At 71.7% G+C, this 17,525-nt stretch carries 12 protein-coding genes; 5 read left to right on the plus strand and 7 right to left on the minus strand.

Going from position 1 to position 17,525, the window contains the following annotated elements; translation table 11 throughout:
- Nucleotides 1–86 precede the first annotated feature (86 nt).
- The 6 genes from N4G70_RS04085 to N4G70_RS04110 form a co-directional block, all read right to left on the minus strand.
- Complete coding sequence (locus N4G70_RS04085) at nucleotides 87–854, minus strand: VOC family protein (protein WP_261710970.1); 768 nt, start codon at nucleotides 852–854, stop codon at nucleotides 87–89.
- Between the two features lie 99 nt (nucleotides 855–953).
- The gene (gene aceE / locus N4G70_RS04090) at nucleotides 954–3,650 is read right to left on the minus strand and encodes a pyruvate dehydrogenase (acetyl-transferring), homodimeric type (RefSeq protein ID WP_261710971.1); all 2,697 of its coding nucleotides are present in this window, start codon (nucleotides 3,648–3,650) and stop codon (nucleotides 954–956) included.
- Between the two features lie 226 nt (nucleotides 3,651–3,876).
- Nucleotides 3,877–4,503, minus strand: coding sequence for a GntR family transcriptional regulator (locus N4G70_RS04095; RefSeq protein WP_261710972.1), 627 nt, complete (start codon nucleotides 4,501–4,503; stop codon nucleotides 3,877–3,879).
- Between the two features lie 132 nt (nucleotides 4,504–4,635).
- Nucleotides 4,636–6,399, minus strand: coding sequence for a 2-oxoglutarate dehydrogenase, E2 component, dihydrolipoamide succinyltransferase (gene sucB, locus N4G70_RS04100; protein ID WP_261710973.1), 1,764 nt, complete (start codon nucleotides 6,397–6,399; stop codon nucleotides 4,636–4,638).
- Between the two features lie 55 nt (nucleotides 6,400–6,454).
- Nucleotides 6,455–7,843, minus strand: coding sequence for a dihydrolipoyl dehydrogenase (lpdA, locus tag N4G70_RS04105; protein WP_162952633.1), 1,389 nt, complete (start codon nucleotides 7,841–7,843; stop codon nucleotides 6,455–6,457).
- Between the two features lie 339 nt (nucleotides 7,844–8,182).
- Nucleotides 8,183–9,703 (minus strand): leucyl aminopeptidase, encoded by a 1,521-nt coding sequence (locus tag N4G70_RS04110; protein WP_261710974.1) that lies wholly within the window; start codon nucleotides 9,701–9,703, stop codon nucleotides 8,183–8,185.
- A gap of 313 nt (nucleotides 9,704–10,016) precedes the next feature.
- Here N4G70_RS04110 and N4G70_RS04115 point away from each other — a divergent pair, with 313 nt between their 5' ends.
- From N4G70_RS04115 to N4G70_RS04135, 5 genes are all read left to right on the plus strand, one after another.
- On the plus strand, nucleotides 10,017–12,050 hold the full coding sequence (locus tag N4G70_RS04115; protein ID WP_261710975.1) for a hypothetical protein: 2,034 nt from the start codon (nucleotides 10,017–10,019) through the stop codon (nucleotides 12,048–12,050).
- A 151-nt stretch (nucleotides 12,051–12,201) separates the two neighbouring features.
- Nucleotides 12,202–13,743 carry a GT4 family glycosyltransferase PelF gene (pelF, locus tag N4G70_RS04120; protein ID WP_261710976.1) on the plus strand — a complete coding sequence of 514 codons (1,542 nt, stop codon included), beginning with the start codon at nucleotides 12,202–12,204 and terminating at the stop codon, nucleotides 13,741–13,743.
- The gene (locus N4G70_RS04125) at nucleotides 13,740–15,194 is read left to right on the plus strand and encodes a hypothetical protein (RefSeq protein WP_261710977.1); all 1,455 of its coding nucleotides are present in this window, start codon (nucleotides 13,740–13,742) and stop codon (nucleotides 15,192–15,194) included. The genes pelF and N4G70_RS04125 overlap by 4 nt, the downstream gene beginning before the upstream one ends.
- A gap of 48 nt (nucleotides 15,195–15,242) precedes the next feature.
- Nucleotides 15,243–15,860 (plus strand): spherulation-specific family 4 protein, encoded by a 618-nt coding sequence (locus tag N4G70_RS04130; protein WP_261710978.1) that lies wholly within the window; start codon nucleotides 15,243–15,245, stop codon nucleotides 15,858–15,860.
- Complete coding sequence (locus tag N4G70_RS04135; protein ID WP_261710979.1) at nucleotides 15,857–16,681, plus strand: endo alpha-1,4 polygalactosaminidase; 825 nt, start codon at nucleotides 15,857–15,859, stop codon at nucleotides 16,679–16,681. Before N4G70_RS04130 ends, N4G70_RS04135 begins: the two co-directional genes overlap by 4 nt.
- A 41-nt stretch (nucleotides 16,682–16,722) precedes the next feature.
- Here the strand turns inward: N4G70_RS04135 and N4G70_RS04140 are convergent, their stop codons facing one another.
- Complete coding sequence (locus N4G70_RS04140) at nucleotides 16,723–17,493, minus strand: adenosylcobinamide-GDP ribazoletransferase (RefSeq protein ID WP_261711371.1); 771 nt, start codon at nucleotides 17,491–17,493, stop codon at nucleotides 16,723–16,725.
- Nucleotides 17,494–17,525 lie beyond the last annotated feature (32 nt).

The raw sequence follows: 17,525 nt of genomic DNA on the forward strand, positions 1-17,525 counted from the left end.
CGTGAACAGTCTGTCGCCGCCAATGGCGCCTCCCGCGCGCCGAGTTGGGGAAGCCCGGGGCGGAGAGGGTCTCCCCGGGCCGCCAACTACCCCTGGTTCAGGGCGATCACGGAGAAGACCCCGCCCTGCGGGTCGCGCAGCAGGGCGAAGCGGCCCGGCGGGATCGTGGTCGGGGGAACGTGGACCTCGCCGCCCAGCTCGCGGGCGTGCGCGGCGGTGGCGTCACAGTCCTCGACCCGTACATACACCATCCAGTGCGGCGGCACCTCGGGCGGGAAGTCGTCGGTCATCCGCATCATGCCGCCGAAGCTCTCGCCGTCCACCTGCCATTCGGTGTACTCGGACGAGCCGTACGGCTCGGCGTCGCCGCCCCAGCCGAAGACCGCCCGGTAGAACGTCTTCGCCCGGTCGGGGTCCCGGGTCAGCAGCTCGAACCAGGTCATGCTGTTGGGCTCGCCGGCCACCCCGAAGCCCTTGTGCTCCTTGGGCTGCCAGACGCCGAAGACCGCGCCCTCCGGGTCGGCGAACACCGCGAGGCGGCCCGATTCGAAGACGTCCATGGGGCCGGCCACGATCGATCCGCCGTTGCCGGTCACCTTCGCGGCCGTCGCGTCGGCCGACTCCACCTGGTAGTACGCCAGCCAGGCCACCGGCTGCCCCGGCGCCATGCAGGGCCCGTACCCGCCCGCGTACCGATCGCCGAGCAGGAACATGCCGTAACCGCCGGCCTCCTCCATCGGCACGTCCGCGCCCTGCCAGCCGAAGAGGCCGCCGTAGAAGGCCTTGGCGCCGGGTACGTCGGTCGTCGACAGGTCGGCCCAGGCGGGCGCGGAGGGACGGTTGTAGATCTTCATGCGGTGCTCCCGGAGTCGTGCCGCCCCCGGTCGCCCATTCACGCACGCGTGCCCCGCCCCGGCAATCGGGACGGGGCACACGTGCGTACCGGGTGCGGCCTACAGGCCGTAGCGCTCGCGCGCCTCCTTCACGGCCGTGACCGGGACCTCGCCGCGCTTGGCGAGCTGGGCCAGGGCCGCCACCACGATCGACTGGGCGTCGACGCCGAAGTGGCGACGGGCCGCCTCACGGGTGTCGGAGAGGCCGAAGCCGTCCGCGCCGAGCGAGGAGTAGTCCTGCTCGACCCACTGCGCGATCTGGTCCGGGACCTGGCGCATGTAGTCGGACACCGCGAGGACGGGGGAGTCCACGCCCTCAAGTGCCGTACGGATGAAGGGAGTTCGCTCCTCGCCGCGCAGCAGGGCGGCGTCCGCCTCCAGGGCGTCGCGGCGCAGCTCGGTCCAGGAGGTCGCGGACCACACGTCGGCGGCCACCCCCCACTCCTCGGCGAGCAGCTTCTGGGCCTCAAGCGTCCAGTGGATCGCCGTGCCGGAGCCCAGGAGCTGGATGCGGGGGGCATTCACAGGGACGGTGACGCCGGCCGACTCCGCCGTGTTGAAGCGGTACAGGCCCTTGATGATGCCCTCGTCGATGCCCGCGGGCTTCGCGGGCTGCGGCATCGGCTCGTTGTAGACGGTGAGGTAGTAGAAGACGTCCCGGTCCTCACCGGGCGCCGCCTCGCCGTACATCCGGCGCAGACCGTCCTTGACGATGACCGCGACCTCGTAGGCGAAGGCCGGGTCGTAGGACAGGGCCGCCGGGTTGGTCGCCGCGATCATCGGCGAGTGGCCGTCCGCGTGCTGGAGGCCCTCACCGGTCAGGGTGGTGCGGCCCGCGGTGGCGCCCACCAGGAAGCCGCGGCCGAGCTGGTCGCCGAGCTGCCACATCTGGTCGGCCGTGCGCTGCCAGCCGAACATCGAGTAGAAGATGTAGAACGGGATCATCGGCTCGCCGTGCGTGGCGTACGCGCTGGCGGCGGCGATGAAGTCGGCCATCGAGCCGGCCTCGGTGATGCCCTCGTTGAGGATCTGGCCGTCCGTGGCCTCGCGGTAATACATGAGCTGGTCGCGGTCGACCGGCTCGTACGTCTGACCCTTGGGCGAGTAGATGCCCAGCGAGGGGAACAGCGACTCCATGCCGAAGGTGCGGGCCTCGTCCGGGACGATCGGGACCCAGCGCTTGCCGGTCGTCTTGTCGCGGATCAGGTCCTTCATCAGCCGCACGAACGCCATGGTGGTGGCCATGGACTGGCTGCCGGAGCCCTTGTCGAACGCCGTGAACGACTTGTCGGCCGGGGCCGGCAGCGGTGCGAGCGCGTGGCTGCGGCGGGCCGGGGCCGGACCGCCGAGCGCCGCGCGGCGCTCCTGGAGGTAGCGGACCTCGGGGGAGTCGGCGCCGGGGTGGCCGTAGGGGACCACGCCGTCGACGAACTGCGCGTCGGAGATGGGGAGTTCGAGAAGGTCACGCATGTTCTTGAACTCGTCGTTGCTGAGCTTCTTCATCTGGTGGTTCGCGTTCTTGGACGCGAAGCCCTCACCGAGGGTGAAGCCCTTGACGGTCTGCGCCAGGATGACGGTGGGCGCGCCCTTGTGGGACAGGGCGGCCTTGTAGGCGGCGTACACCTTGCGCGGCTCGTGGCCACCGCGCGAGAGGTGGAAGCACTCCAGGATCTTGTCGTCCGAGAGCAGCTTCGCCATCTCGGCGAGCGCCGGGTCCTTGCCGAAGAAGTCCTCGCGGATGTAGGCCGCGTCGCGCGTCTGGTACGTCTGCACCTGGGCGTCGGGGACCTCGCGCAGGCGGCGGACGAGGGCGCCGGTGGTGTCGAGCTGGAAGAGCTCGTCCCAGGCGCCGCCCCACAGCGACTTCACGACGTTCCAGCCGGCGCCGCGGAACTGGGCCTCCAGCTCCTGCACGATCTTGAAGTTGGCGCGGACCGGGCCGTCGAGGCGCTGGAGGTTGCAGTTGATGACGAAGGTCAGGTTGTCCAGACCCTCGCGGGCGGCGAGCGCCAGGGCCGCCGTCGACTCGGGCTCGTCCATCTCGCCGTCACCGAGGAACGCCCACACGTGGGAGTTGGAGACGTCCTTGATGTTGCGGTTGGTGAGGTACCGGTTGAAGCGCGCCTGGTAGATCGCGGAGAGCGGGCCGAGTCCCATGGAGACGGTCGGGAACTCCCACAGCCAGGGGAGCCGCCGCGGGTGCGGGTAGGACGGCAGGCCGTCGCCGGCGGACTCCTGGCGGAACTTGTCGAGGTGCGCCTCGGTGAGGCGGCCGTCGAGGAAGGCGCGGGCGTAGATGCCGGGCGAGGCGTGGCCCTGGATGTAGAGCTGGTCGCCCGATCCGTCGCCCTCCTTGCCGCGGAAGAAGTGGTTGAAGCCGGTCTCGTACAGCCAGGCCGCGGACGCGAAGGTCGCGATGTGGCCGCCGACGCCGTACTTCGAGCCGCGGGTCACCATGGCGGCCGCGTTCCAGCGGTTCCACGCGGTGATCCGGCGCTCCATCTCCTCGTCGCCGTCGATGACGGGCTCCGCGGAGGACGGGATGGTGTTGACGTAGTCCGTCTCCAGCAGCTTCGGCAGGGCGAGGCCCGCGCCTTCGGCGTGCTGGAGCGTGCGGCGCATCAGATACGCGGCCCGGTGGGGGCCGGCGGCCTTGGCGACGGCATCGAGGGAGGCCGCCCATTCGGCGGTCTCCTCGGTGTCACGGTCCGGGAGCTGGTCGAGCTCGCTCGGAAACTTGGCTACGGGGTCGATCATGATCGCCGCCTTCCGGACAGGAGGGGGGTGGAGAAAAGGGGGCCTTTGTCTGGCAGGACGGGGCCGCGGACCGGTGAGTCCGCCGTTGACTGTAAGCCGACGATCGATGATCGATCAAAGCGTTGAGCCAAAAACTTCTTCGAATCCCGAAAGTCGGCACAGGGTGCCGCGAAAAAGGGCACCCGGTGCCTTGGATTGGCAGGTGCCCCTCGCGCTGTTCCGCAGGTCAGGCGCTACGCGGCGCACACCCCAGAACATGGGCCTTCACCAGCGGGCCGATGGCCGGATCCCGTCGCTGGAAGGCCGCGACCAGATCCTCGTGCTCCTCGGCGTACGACTTCTGCACGGTGCCGAGCCAGCGGATCGAAAGGGCCGTGAACACCTCGATGCCGAGGCCCTCCCATGTGTGCAACAGCACACTGTTGTCGGCCGCCCGAACCAGTTCCCGGTGGAAACCGACGGTGTGGCGCACCTGCGCGGTGCCGTCCGCCGCCCGGTCCGCCTCGTACAGGGCCGCCACGTGCGGCTCCAGGGCCGAGCAGTCCTCGGCGAGCCGCTCCGCCGCCAGCTCGGCCGCGATCTGCTCGAGACCGGCCCGCACCGGATAACTCTCCTCCAGATCGGCCGCGCTCAGATTGCGCACCCGTACACCCTTGTTGGGCGCCGACTCGATCAGGCGCAGGCTCTCCAGCTCCCGCAGCGCCTCGCGCACCGGCGTCTGGCTCACCTGGAGCTCCACCGCGATGCGCCGCTCCACGATGCGCTCACCGGGCTTCCAGCGCCCGCTGACGATCCCCTCCACGATGTGCTCGCGGATCTGCTCGCGCAGCGAGTGGACGACGGGCACGGTCATGGGGATGGCTCCTTAAGGCGAGCGGTGACGTGCCAAACAATACGGCCGCGGCCCCGCCCGGAAGAGTCCGAACGGGGGCGCGGCCGCTGGTGAGACGAGTCTTACAGCCGTCCCAGGGTGCCTTGGAGAGCCTTACAGGCCGAGCTCGACCTCGAACTCGCCGGCCTCCAGGATCGCCTTGACCGTGGTCAGGTAGCGGGCCGCGTCGGCGCCGTCCACCAGACGGTGGTCGTAGGAGAGGGCCAGGTACGTCATGTCGCGGACGCCGATGACGGTGCCCTCGGCGGTCTCGATGACCGCCGGACGCTTGACGGTGGCACCGATGCCCAGGATGGCGACCTGGTTCGGCGGCACGATGACCGTGTCGAACAGGGCGCCGCGCGAGCCGGTGTTGCTGATCGTGAAGGTCGCGCCGGACAGCTCGTCCGGGGTGATCTTGTTGGCGCGGACCTTGCCGGCGAGCTCGGCCGTGGCCTTGGAGATGCCCGCCAGGTTGAGGTTGCCCGCACCCTTGATGACCGGGGTCATCAGACCCTTCTCGGAGTCCACGGCGATGCCGATGTTCTCCGAGTCGAAGTACGTGATGGTGCCCTCGTCCTCGTTGATCCGGGCGTTGACGACCGGGTGGGCCTTCAGCGCCTGGGCCGCGGCCTTGACGAAGAACGGCATCGGGGACAGCTTGACGCCCTCACGGGCGGCGAAGGAGTCCTTGGCGGCGGCACGCAGCTTCATCAGCTTCGTGATGTCCACCTCGACGACCGTGGTGAGCTGCGCCTGCGAGTGCAGGGCCTTCATCATGTTGTCGCCGATGACCTTGCGCATGCGGGTCATCTTGACCGTCTGACCGCGCAGCGGGGACGCCTCGACGGACGGGGCGGCCTTCTGCGGCGCGGCGGGGGCGGCGGCCGGAGCGGGAGCCTTGGCGGCCTCCGCGGCGGCGATGACGTCCTGCTTGCGGATGCGGCCACCGACGCCGGTGCCCTTGACCGCGCCCAGGTCCACACCGGACTCGGAGGCGAGCTTGCGGACCAGCGGCGTGACGTACGCGCCGTCGTCACCGGAGGTGGCGGCGGGAGCGGGCGCCTGAGCGGCCGGAGCCGGAGCCTGCGGAGCCGGAGCCGGAGCGGCGGGCGCCGCGGGCGCGGCCGGAGCCGGTGCCGGGGCAGCCGCCGGAGCGGGCGCCGGGGCAGCGGCCGGAGCCGGAGCCGGGGCGGCCGCGGGGGCCGGGGCGGACGGAGCCTGGGCGGCGGCCGGAGCCGCGCCCGGGGCGCCGATGACGGCGAGCTTGGCGCCGACCTCGGCCGTCTCGTCCTCGCCGACCACGATCTCCAGGAGCACACCGGCGACCGGGGCGGGGATCTCGGTGTCGACCTTGTCGGTGGAGACCTCGAGCAGCGGCTCGTCCTCGGCCACCTCCTCGCCGACCTCCTTGAGCCAGCGGGTGACGGTGCCCTCGGTCACGCTCTCGCCGAGCGCGGGGAGGACGACGTCGGTGCCCTCGGCGGAACCGCCGCCCGAAGCGGCCTCGGCCGTCGGGGCCGGAGCCGGGGTCTCGGTGTCGGTGGACGGCGTGGCCTGCGGTGCGGGAGCCTCCTGGGCGGGGGCCTCCTGCGCCGGGGCCTGCTGCGCCGGGGCGGACTCGGCGGCCGGCGCACCGGAGCCGTCGTCGATGATGGCGAGTTCCGCACCGACCTCGACGGTCTCGTCCTCGGCCACCTTGATGGAGGCGAGGATGCCGGAGGCGGGGGCGGGGATCTCGGTGTCGACCTTGTCGGTCGAGACCTCGAGCAGCGGCTCGTCGGCCTCGACGCGCTCGCCCTCGGCCTTCAGCCAGCGGGTGACGGTGCCCTCGGTGACGCTCTCGCCGAGCGCCGGAAGGGTTACGGAAACCGACATGGTTTCGGTTGCTCCTTACGAATTGCGGGAAGTGGTCGTCGCGCCCGAGGGGCTACTAGTCGTGGGAGTGCAGCGGCTTGCCGGCCAGGGCCAGGTGGGCCTCGCCGAGCGCCTCGTTCTGCGTCGGGTGCGCGTGGATGAGCTGCGCGACCTCGGCCGGCAGAGCCTCCCAGTTGTAGATGAGCTGGGCTTCGCCGACCTGCTCGCCCATACGGTCACCGACCATGTGGACACCGACGACGGCACCGTCCTTGACCTGGACGAGCTTGATCTCGCCCGCGGTCTTGAGGATCTTGCTCTTGCCGTTGCCCGCGAGGTTGTACTTCAGAGCGACGACCTTGTCCGCACCGTAGATCTCCTTGGCCTTGGCCTCGGTGATGCCCACGGAGGCGACCTCGGGGTGGCAGTACGTCACCCGGGGCACGCCGTCGTAGTCGATCGGGACGGTCTTGAGACCGGCCAGGCGCTCCGCCACCAGGATGCCCTCGGCGAAGCCGACGTGCGCGAGCTGGAGCGTCGGGACGAGGTCGCCGACGGCGGAGATGGTGGGCACGTTGGTGCGCATGTACTCGTCGACCAGGACGTAGCCGCGGTCCATCGCGACGCCCTGCTCCTCGTACCCGAGGCCCTGGGAGACCGGGCCGCGGCCGATGGCGACGAGGAGGACCTCGGCCTCGAACTCCTTGCCGTCGGCGAGCGTGACCTTCACACCGTTGGCGGTGTACTCCGCCTTCTGGAAGAAGGTGCCCAGGTTGAACTTGATGCCGCGCTTGCGGAACGCGCGCTCCAGGATCTTGGAGCTGTTCTCGTCCTCGACCGGCACGAGGTGCTTGAGGCCCTCGATGACGGTGACGTCGGTGCCGAAGGACTTCCACGCCGAGGCGAATTCGACGCCGATGACGCCGCCGCCCAGGATGATCGCGGACTGCGGGACGCGGTCCAGGGTCAGCGCGTGGTCGGAGGAGATGATGCGGTTGCCGTCGATCTCCAGGCCCGGCAGCGACTTCGGCACGGAGCCGGTCGCCAGGAGGACGTGGCGGCCCTGGACGCGCTGGCCGCCCACGTCGACGGAGGTGGGGGAGGACAGCCGGCCCTCACCCTCGATGTAGGTCACCTTGCGGGAGGCGACCAGGCCCTGGAGTCCCTTGTACAGGCCCGAGATGACCTCGTCCTTGTACGCGTGGACCGCGTTGATGTCGATGCCCTCGAAGGTGGCCTTGACGCCGAACTGGCCGGCCTCGCGCGCCTGGTCGGCGATCTCGCCGGCGTGCAGCAGGGCCTTCGTGGGGATGCAGCCGTTGTGCAGGCAGGTGCCGCCGAGCTTGTTCTTCTCGATCAGTGCGACGTCCAGGCCCAGCTGCGCTCCGCGCAGGGCCGCGGCGTAACCGCCACTGCCACCGCCGAGGATCACTAGGTCGAAAACGGTGCTGGCGTCGTTCGCCACGTCACGTCCTCCATGCATGTGCGCCGGGCGCGGTCGTCGATGACCGGCGGCGGCTGGTATCGGCCGCTTGTCTTCGGCCCTGTGGTGGGGGCCCTGTCCTGCCGAGAACCCATCTTCGCACTTGTTGACGGAAGGCGGGACGCGGGGCCGGTGTCTGAGACCGCTGATCGTCGGGCACGGCGGTCCCAGGAGTGACTCCACCGCCACGCCCCGGCGTACGGATTTCGTCGACAGCGAAATCCGCCGGAGGGTGACGGTACGGAGGGTCAACACGAGCGGCCCCGTATCCATGCCCGGGGCCGCTCGTGCCGGTCGGGGGGACCGGCTGTGCGCGAGCGGTCAGCCCAGGTCGCCCGAGGCGGTGCGCTCCGCCAGGCGGACCAGGGTGCGCACCGAGGAGCCGGTGCCGCCCTTGGGGGTGTAGCCGTGCGGGGCGCCCTCGTTGTAGGCGGGGCCCGCGATGTCGAGGTGGGCCCAGGTGATGCCCTCGCCGACGAACTCCTTCAGGAACAGGCCGGCCACCAGGCCGCCGCCCATCCGCACGCCCATGTTGGCGAGGTCGGCGGTGGGGGAGTCCATGGTCTTGCGCAGGTTCGCCGGGAGCGGCATCGGCCAGGACTGCTCGCCGGACTCCTCCGCGATCTCGTGGATCGCGGTGCGGAAGGCGTCGTCGTTGGCCATGATGCCGAAGGTGTGGTCGCCGAGCGCCAGCACCATCGCGCCGGTCAGCGTGGCCACGTCGACGATCGCGTCCGGCTTCTCCTCGGAGGCCTTCCACAGCGCGTCGGCCAGGACCAGACGGCCCTCGGCGTCGGTGTTGAGGACCTCGACGGTCTTGCCGCTGTACATGCGCAGCACGTCGCCCGGGCGGGTGGCGGAGCCCGACGGCATGTTCTCGGCGAGCGCGAGCCAGCCGGTGACGTTCACTTCGAGGCCCAGGCGCGCGGCCGCGACGACGGCGGCGAACACGGCGGCCGCGCCGGACATGTCGCACTTCATCGTCTCGTTGTGGCCGGCCGGCTTGAGCGAGATGCCGCCCGAGTCGTAGGTGATGCCCTTGCCGACGAGCGCCAGGTGCTTGGCGTTCTTGGCGTGCGTGTACGTGATCTTGACCAGGCGCGGCGGGTTCTCGGAGCCGATGCCGACGCCGAGGATGCCGCCGAAGCCGCCCTTCTCCAGGGCCTTCTCGTCGAGCACCTGGACCTTCAGGCCGTGCTCCTTGCCGGCGGCCGAGACGACCGCGGCGAAGGCCTCGGGGGTCAGGTCGTTCGGCGGGGTGTTGATCAGGTCGCGGGCGCGGTTGATCTCCTCGGTCAGCGCCAGCGAGCGCTCGACGGCGGCCTTGTGCGCCTTGTCGCGCGGCTTGGCGCCGAGCAGCGTCACCTCGGCGAGCGGGCCCTTGGCGTCGGGGCCGCGATCCTGGTAGGCGGTGAAGGCGTACGCGCCGAGCAGGGCGCCCTCGCCGATCGCCTCGATGTCCTCGGCGGCCTCGATGGGCAGCGCGAACGCGGCCTTCTTGATGCCGTGCAGGGCGCGCGCGGCGTTGCCCGCCGCGGTGCGCAGCACCTCGGCGTCGTAGGCCTCGTCGGCGGCGGGGGCGGTGCCGAGTCCCACGGCGAGGACGAACGGGGCCTTGAGGCCGGAGGGCGACACGGCCTTGGTCACCTCACCCTCGGCACCACGGGCGCCGAGGGTCTCCAGGACGGCGGCGAGCTTGCCGCCGAACGCCTTGTCCACGGCCTCGGCGCCGGGCGCGACGACCAGCCCACCCTTGGGGCCCGCGGCCTTGGCGACGCCGACGACGAGGGCGTCGGCGCGGAGCGTCGCCGCACCGGCAGTGCTGAGAGTCAGAGCAGTCACGGTGGTGAGATCTCTCTTCCTTGAGAATCTTTGGGGAGTGTTCGACCGTCGGATGGCCCGGCCGGGGCCCCGTACATCGTATTTCGGGCGGGTCGAGCACCAGCCACGAGCCTACGCGCGGTGACGGAGTTCGATAGCGGGGGCGGTAATTCACTCATCCGTGGTGTCTCTTTCATGTTTGGCCCGCACTCTCCCTGAGAGCTCCGTCACACTCACCTCGATCGGGCACAGGGGACACGGTGCCCCTTTGCATCATCACCACAGGCTCTCCCTGCGCGCTCCGCGCACCGGAGAACCTCATGAGGGGGGACATATGAAGGCGAAGGCCTCAAAACTGGGCAGATCACGGGTGGCGCTCACGGCGCTGCTGGCAACCGGACTGCTCGGCACGGCCGTTCCGGCGGCGAACGCGGCGGCCACGGTGCTGCCGAGGATCGATCTGAAGGTGCTGGTGCTCGACGACGGGGGGAGCGCGGTCGGCGCGCTCGTCGCCGAGCTGAAGAACACTGGAGTGCCCTACCAGACGGTCGCGCTGGGCGCCGCGGGGCGTCCGACGATCAACGCCGCGTTCCTCAGCGACTACATCAGCGGTCGTCCGCACGCCAAGTTCCAGGGCGTCGTCGCGCCCAACGAGATCCCGTTCGGCACCGCGGACGCTCCCGAGCAGGCCGCGCTGGCCGCCTACGAGAAGACCTTCGGGATCCGCCAGATCGACGCCTACACCTGGGCCCACCCCGAGGTCGGGCTCGACTACACCGACCAGAACGGCGGCTGGTCCGGCGTCCTGGACGGCGCCAGGACCCAGCTCACCGCGGCCGGCAAAGCGGCGGCCTTCGGCTATCTCGACGGGCCGCTCACCTTCGAGGACAACGACCCGGCGGTGCCCGAGAGTTACGGCTACGCGGCCCACCCCAGGGACGGCTTCACCAGCTATCTGGACGCCCCCACCGGCGGCAGCATGCTCGGCCAGTACGCCCACGACGGCCGCAGCGAAATGGTCGTCACCTTCGCCTACAACCAGTACCAGCAGCAGTTCCAGGCGCTGGCCAAGGGCATGGTGGAGTGGGTCACCCAGGGCGTGCACCTGGGCCAGAGCCACAACTACTTCTCGATGCACGTGGACGACGTGTTCGCGCCGGACGCCCGCTGGGACAGCGCCCACAACTGCACCCCTGGCGACTTCGACTGCCCCGCGGGCGGCACCGCGAGCACCGACATCCGGATGACGGCGGCCGACGCCCAGTACGCCGCGCAGTGGGAGCAGACCAGCGGCTTCACGCTCGACATGGTCTTCAACGCGGGCTCGGGCGAGGAGTGGAAGTCCGAGAACGGCGGCACCGACGCGCTCACCGCCCAACTCCTCGCCGACAAGGCCAAGTTCCGCTGGATGAACCACACCTACACGCACGAGTTCCTCGGCTGCGTCCAGGACAACACCGTCGTGCCGTGGCAGTGCAAGAAGAACCCCGACGGCTCCACCCAGTGGATGAGCCGGGCCGACATCTCCTCGCAGATCTCGCAGAACTACAACTGGGCCGTCCAGAAGGGCCTCCCGGTCGACAGGAGCGAGATCGTCACCGGTGAGCACTCCGGCATGAAGGTCCTGCCGCAGCAGCCCGACGACAACCCGAACCTGGCGGGCGCCTTCGCCGACAACGGGATCAAATGGGCCGGCAGCGACGCCTCGCGCGAGCCGGACCAGCGCGCGGTCGGCGCCACCCAGACGGTGCCCCGGCACCCGATGAACGTGTACTACAACGTCGGCAAGGCCGCCGAGATGACCGACGAGTACAACTGGCTGTACACCTCCCGGGCCAACGGCGGAAGCGGTGTCTGCGAGGACAACCCGGCCTCCACCTGCATGACCGCACCGCTGGACACGGCCACCGGCTACCAGTCGTACATCGTGCCCCGGGAGGCCAAGACCGCGCTCTCGCACGTGCTGTGGAACGACCCGCGCCCGCACTACGTCCACCAGTCGAACCTGGCCGAGGAGCGGATCCTCTACCCGGTGCTCGACCGGATCCTCGGTGACTACAAGGCGCTGTACGCGGACAACGCGCCGATCGTGAACCTGCGCGAGAAGGACGCGGGAACCGAGTTCGGCCGCCGGGCGTCCTGGGACAAGGCGCTGGCTTCCGGTTCGGTGACCGCCTACCGGATCGGTACCGCCGTGACCGTCCAGGCTCCGAAGGGGGTGGCCGTCCCGGTCACGGCGCCGGAGGGCACCCGTAAGCAACTGCTCCTCGGCACCGCGGTGTTCGGGACGCCGTACGCGGGCGAGCGCTCCGACTGGACCTCGCCCGAGGCGCTCCAGTCGGCGATCACGCTCAAGCTGCCGGCCTGACCGACAGCACGATCGCCAGGGTCTGTCCGGCGGGTCGGGTCGCCCGTCGGCGGCCCGGCCCCCCGGGCGCCGTGAGCACCACCAGGCGTCCCGGGCGGGGATCCGCCGGGCAGACCTTGTACGCACGACCGCTTGTCCTGGGGGGACATTCATGCCGAGCAGTGGCCGTCATGTCACCATGCTCACAGAGGGCACATATCCGCATATTCACGGGGGTGTGAGTACCTGGTGCGATCAGCTCGTCCGCGGAATGCCGGAGGTCGACTTCCAGGTCGTCGCCCTCACCGGCAGCGGCCGCGAGCCGGTCACCTGGGAGCTTCCCGCCAACGTCTACCGGCACACGGCGTTCCCCCTGTGGGGGCCGCGGCCCGGCAGGCGCCGACCGCTCCTCGGCAAGGAGAGGCGCCGGTTCACCGACACCTACGAACGCTTCCTGCTCGCCCTGCTCGACCCGGAGTCCGGCTGCGACTTCGGCTCGGCCCTGTACGGCCTGGCCGAACTGGCCCGGGCCGGGCGCCTGTCGGCGGCGCTGCGCTCCGAGGCGGCGCTGAAGTCGCTGATGTGGATCTGGACCATGCCCCACCTGGCGCTGTCCCGGGCGCGGCCCACCGTGCACGACGCCCTGACCGCGACCGACCTCCTGGAACACGCGCTGCGGCCGCTGGCCGCCCGCATCCCGGCGGACAGCGTGGCGCACGCGGTCAGCAGCGGCCTGGCCACCCTGCCCGCGCTCGCCGCGCAGCACTTCGACCAGGTGCCGTTCCTGCTCACCGAACACGGCATCTATCTGCGTGAACGCTATCTCGGCTACCGCACGGCCCAGCAGAGCTGGCCGGTTAAGGCGGTCCTGCTGAGCTTCTACCGCGAGCTCAACACCCTGGGCTACCGCAAGGCCGACCTCATCACCCCGTGCAACCAGTACAACCGCCGCTGGGAGGAGCGCGGAGGCGCCCCCTCCGAGCGCATCCGTACCGTCTACAACGGCGTCGATCCCGAGCTGTTCCCGCACGCCGGCCCCGACCCGGCGGTCCCCACCCTGAGCTGGTGCGGACGCATCGACCCGATCAAGGACCTGGAGACCCTGATCCGCGCCTACGCCATCGTGCGCGCCGAACTCCCCGACACCCGGCTGCGGTTGTACGGGGGAGTGCCGGCCGGCGGCCAGGACTACAAGACGCGCCTGGAGAAGCTGGCCGCCGAACTCGGCGTCACCGACGGCATCTCCTACGAGGGCCGGGTCACGGACGTCGCGAGCGCCTACGCCTCGGGCAGCGTCGTGATGCTCTCCAGCATCAGCGAGGGCTTCCCGTTCTCGTTGATCGAGGCCATGTCCTGCGGGCGCGCCACCGTCTCCACGGACGTCGGAGGGGTACGCGAGGCGGCCGGCGACGCGGGGCTCGTGGTGCCGCCGCGGGAGCCCGCGGTGATGGCCGAAGCCGCCATCGGGCTGCTCCGCGACCCCGGGCGCCGCACCGAACTGGGCGCCGCCGCCCGGCAGCGCGTGATCGACAAGTTCACCCTGCACCGGTCGGTGGACGGCTTCCGCCGGATCTACCGCGAACTGGCCGGACTCCGCGAACCCGAGCCCGCCCTGGGCGAGTTCACGCCCGAGGACGACTGGACGCTCCAGTTGGCCGCGCCCTGGTACCGGGAGCTGTCCCACGACGCCACGCTGGACGGGGTGGCCCGATGAGCGGATCCCTGTGGATCGGCGGGCAGGAGGGGCAGGAGGGGCAGGAGGGGCAGGACACCCTGCCCTTCATCCCCCGCCAGCGCACCGCCCGGCCGCCCGGGGGCGACGCCGTGGCCGAACTCGCCCTGCGCCTGGAGGACGTGATAGCCGTCGCCGTCCACCCGGACGAGATAGCCGCGCTCATGGAGTCCGACGGCATGACCGACGCCCAGATACACGCCGTCTACGGGCACCCCGACTCCTTCTCGCTCGCCGAGGAGCTGTACGACCGGGTCGCGCGCCGCTACCCGGCCGCCCCGGCCCCGCCCCCCGAGCCCTGGCACACCCACCTCGGCTCCTGCCTCCTGCGCGGCCTCGTCTTCGCCCTGCCGGGACTCGCCTACGTCCTGGGGGCGCCCCTGCTGGCCGGGCCGCCCGCCGAGTTCGGCCTCCCGTCCGGAACCCTCGCGCTGCTCGCCGGGACCGTCACGGGCTGGGTGTGGAACCAGTCGCTCTCGCACCGCGCCCACTCCTGGCTCAGCCTCGCCGACCGCCCCGCCGCCGTCCGCGCGCTGCGCCGGGGAGCCCCGCTCGGCGCCGCGCTCAGCGCCCTGGCCGCCGTCGCCGCGGCCGGCCCGAACGACCTGGACGCCGCCGCGTTCGCCGCCGGCCAGTGCTGCTACCTCGCGGCGGCCACCACCTTGCTGGTGCTGGGCCGTGAACGCCCGCTGTTCTGGGCCCTGTTGCCGCTGACCCTCGGCCTCGTACCGCCGGTCGGGGATGCCGTGGGGCCGCTGTTGCTGCTCGGTTCGCTGGTCGCCGCCGTGACGCTCGCCGTACTCGCGCTGCGCGGCGAGGCCGCGGGGCACGGACCGCGCGGCGCGGTCTCGCCCCCGCTCGCCGCCTCCGTGCCGTACGGCCTGTTCGGGCTCGGCGCGGGCATCCTCGTGCTGTACGCCGCCCTCGGCGACCTCTTCCGGCACGACTCCGCGGGCATGGTCGCCGGGCCCTCGGCGGTCGCCCTCACGCTGAGCATGGGCCCCGCCGAATGGCTCCTGCACCGCTTCCGCGCCGAGAGCCTCGCGGGTCTGCGCGGCACGTCCAGCGCGCGCGGGTTTCGCGGCACGGTCGCGGCCACCGTGTCGCTGTGCCTGCTCGCCTATCTGCTGACGCTGGCCGCGCTCGCCGAGGCGGGCACCCGGCTGTGGCCGGACGCCCCCGTCCTGGACGCCACCCGCCTGGCGACGCTGCTGCTGATCGGCGCGGTGCTGTGGACCGGGCTGCTGCTCCAGTCGTTCGGGGCGGCGCCGGGCGCGGCCGTGGTGTGCTGCGCGGCGGCCCTCGCGCAGACCCTGGCACTGATCCTGGGCGCGCCGCCGGAGGCCGGCCTGGTGGTCTCGGGGAGCGCGGCCGCGTTGCTGGCCGCGCTGGTGTGTGTCCTCCTGGGAAGGGCGAGCGCCCACCGCCCATGATCCCCCCACCGAACCCCCCGAGACCCCGAGCGCGCTGCGAGGAAGCACATGAGCAAACTCCTTGTGCCCTACTACGAGCATCCGGCCGAGCGGCCCGACGCCTGGGACGCGCTGATCGCCGCCGCGCCCTCGCTGTACGGGGTCGTCCTCAACCCGGCCAGCGGGCCGGGGAGTTCACCCGATGACGCCTTCGCCGCGGTGGCCGGACGGCTGCGCTCGGCGGGCGTGCGGGTGCTCGGCTATGTGGACACCGCCTATGGCGCGCGCCCGCCGCAGGACGTGGTGCGCGAGGCGGTGCGCCACCACCAGTGGTACGGGGTGCACGGGCTCTTCCTCGACCAGGCGGCCACCAGCGCCCAGCAGTTGCCGTACTACGCGGATCTGCGGACGGCGCTCGCCGCCACCCAGGACACCTATGTCACGCTCGTCCTCAACCACGGTGCGACCCCGCACCCCGGCTACGCCAGGATCGCGGACCTCTCGGTCACCTTCGAGGGCCCCTGGTCCGCGTACCGGCCGACCGGGACGGCCGGGCCCGACACCTGCCATCTGGTGTACGAGGCGCCGCCCGACGCGGTCGCCCAGGCCCCGGTCCACTGCCTGGTGCCGGGCCGCCTCCCGCACCCCTGGGGCACGTTGCCGCACGTCCTGGAGCCCGCCCGGTGAGACGCGCGCTCCTCCTGCTCGTCCCGCTGCTCCTGCTCGCCGCGTGCACCGCTTCCCCGGACGGGCCCGACGACGGGGACGACGCGGACGGCGGTGGCACCAGGACCCCGGCCCCCTCGGGCCCGCACTGGAAGCCGAAGCCGGGCCTGACCTGGCAGTGGCAGCTCAAGGGCACGCTCGACCCCACGGTGGACGTCCAGGTCTACGACATCGACGCCTTCGACCAGAGCGCCGCGGCCGTCGCCGATCTGCACCGCCGGGGCCGCAAGGTCATCTGCTACGTCTCGACGGGCGCCTGGGAGAACTGGCGGCCCGACGCCGGGCGGTTCCCCAAGGACGTGCTCGGCAAGGGCAACGGCTGGGACGGCGAGCGCTGGCTCGACATCCGCCGCACCGACGTCCTGGAACCGCTCGTCGCGGCGCGCCTGGACCTGTGCCGGTCCAAGGGCTTCGACGCGGTCGAGCCGGACAACATGGACGGCTACCGCAACGACACCGGCTTCCCGCTCAAGGCCGCCGACCAGCTCCGCTACAACGAGCTCGTCGCCCGCCTCGCCCACGACCGGGGACTCGGCGTGGGCCTGAAGAACGACCTCGACCAGATCCCCCAGCTGCTCGCCCATGTCGACTTCGCGGTCAACGAGCAGTGCGCCCAGTACCGCGAGTGCGACCGGCTCACCCCGTTCGTCGCCGCGGGCAAGGCCGTCTTCCACGTCGAGTACGAACTCCCGCCGGCCCGGTTCTGCGCGCAGTCGAGGAGACTCGGCCTCAGCTCGATGGCGAAGAAGTACGACCTCCAGGCCTGGCGCGACCCCTGCTGAGGCTCGGCCGGGCGTGCGGGCGACCGGCGCTTTGCTGACACTCAGCCGAGCGTGAGGGCGACCAGCGTCACCGTGGCGCAGCCCTCCGCGACCGCCCCGAACACATCGCCCGTCACCCCGCCGAACCGCCTCAGGCACCGCCGCAGCAGCACCTCGGCCGCCCCGAGTCCGGCCACCGAGGCCAGCGCGAAGTGGAGGGCGGACCACGGCCCGAACAGGCCGCCCGCGCCCGCGCAGAGGGCCGTCACCAGCGCGGCCACGGCCAGCGCGCGACGCCCCGCCACCGTGCCCGCCACCACCGCGCCGAGCCCGTCGGGCCGGGCCGCCGCGACCCCGCGCCGCGAGGCCAGGGTCAGCGCGGTGCGGGCGGCCAGCGCCGCGACGACGGCCCCGGCCACGCCCCGGGCCCAGCCGTCCTCGAACAGCCGGGAGAGGGCGGCGATCTGGGCCAGCAGACAGAACAGCAGGGTGATGACGCCGAAGGGGCCGATGTCGCTGCGCTTCATGATGCGCAGCGCCTCCTCGGCGGGCTTGGCGCTGCCCAGGCCGTCGGCGACATCGGCGAGCCCGTCCAGATGCAGGCCCCGGGTCAGCAGAGCGGGCGCGGCCACACCCGCCACGGCCGCCGTCAACGCCCCCGCCCCCAGCGCCCAGAACCCCGCGCCCGCGGCCCCCGCGCAGAGCCCCACGGCGAGCCCGGCGAGCGGGGCGAGCGTCATCCCCGTACGGGCGGTGTCGCGGTCCCACCGGGTGATGCGGACGGGGAAGACGGTGAGGGTGCCGAAGGCGAAACGTACGCCGTGCAGGGCCATGCTTGGGTTCACCCGGCGCAGGCTATCTTGAG

Source organism: Streptomyces sp. ASQP_92 (assembly GCF_025399895.1).
Lineage (GTDB): Bacteria > Actinomycetota > Actinomycetes > Streptomycetales > Streptomycetaceae > Streptomyces.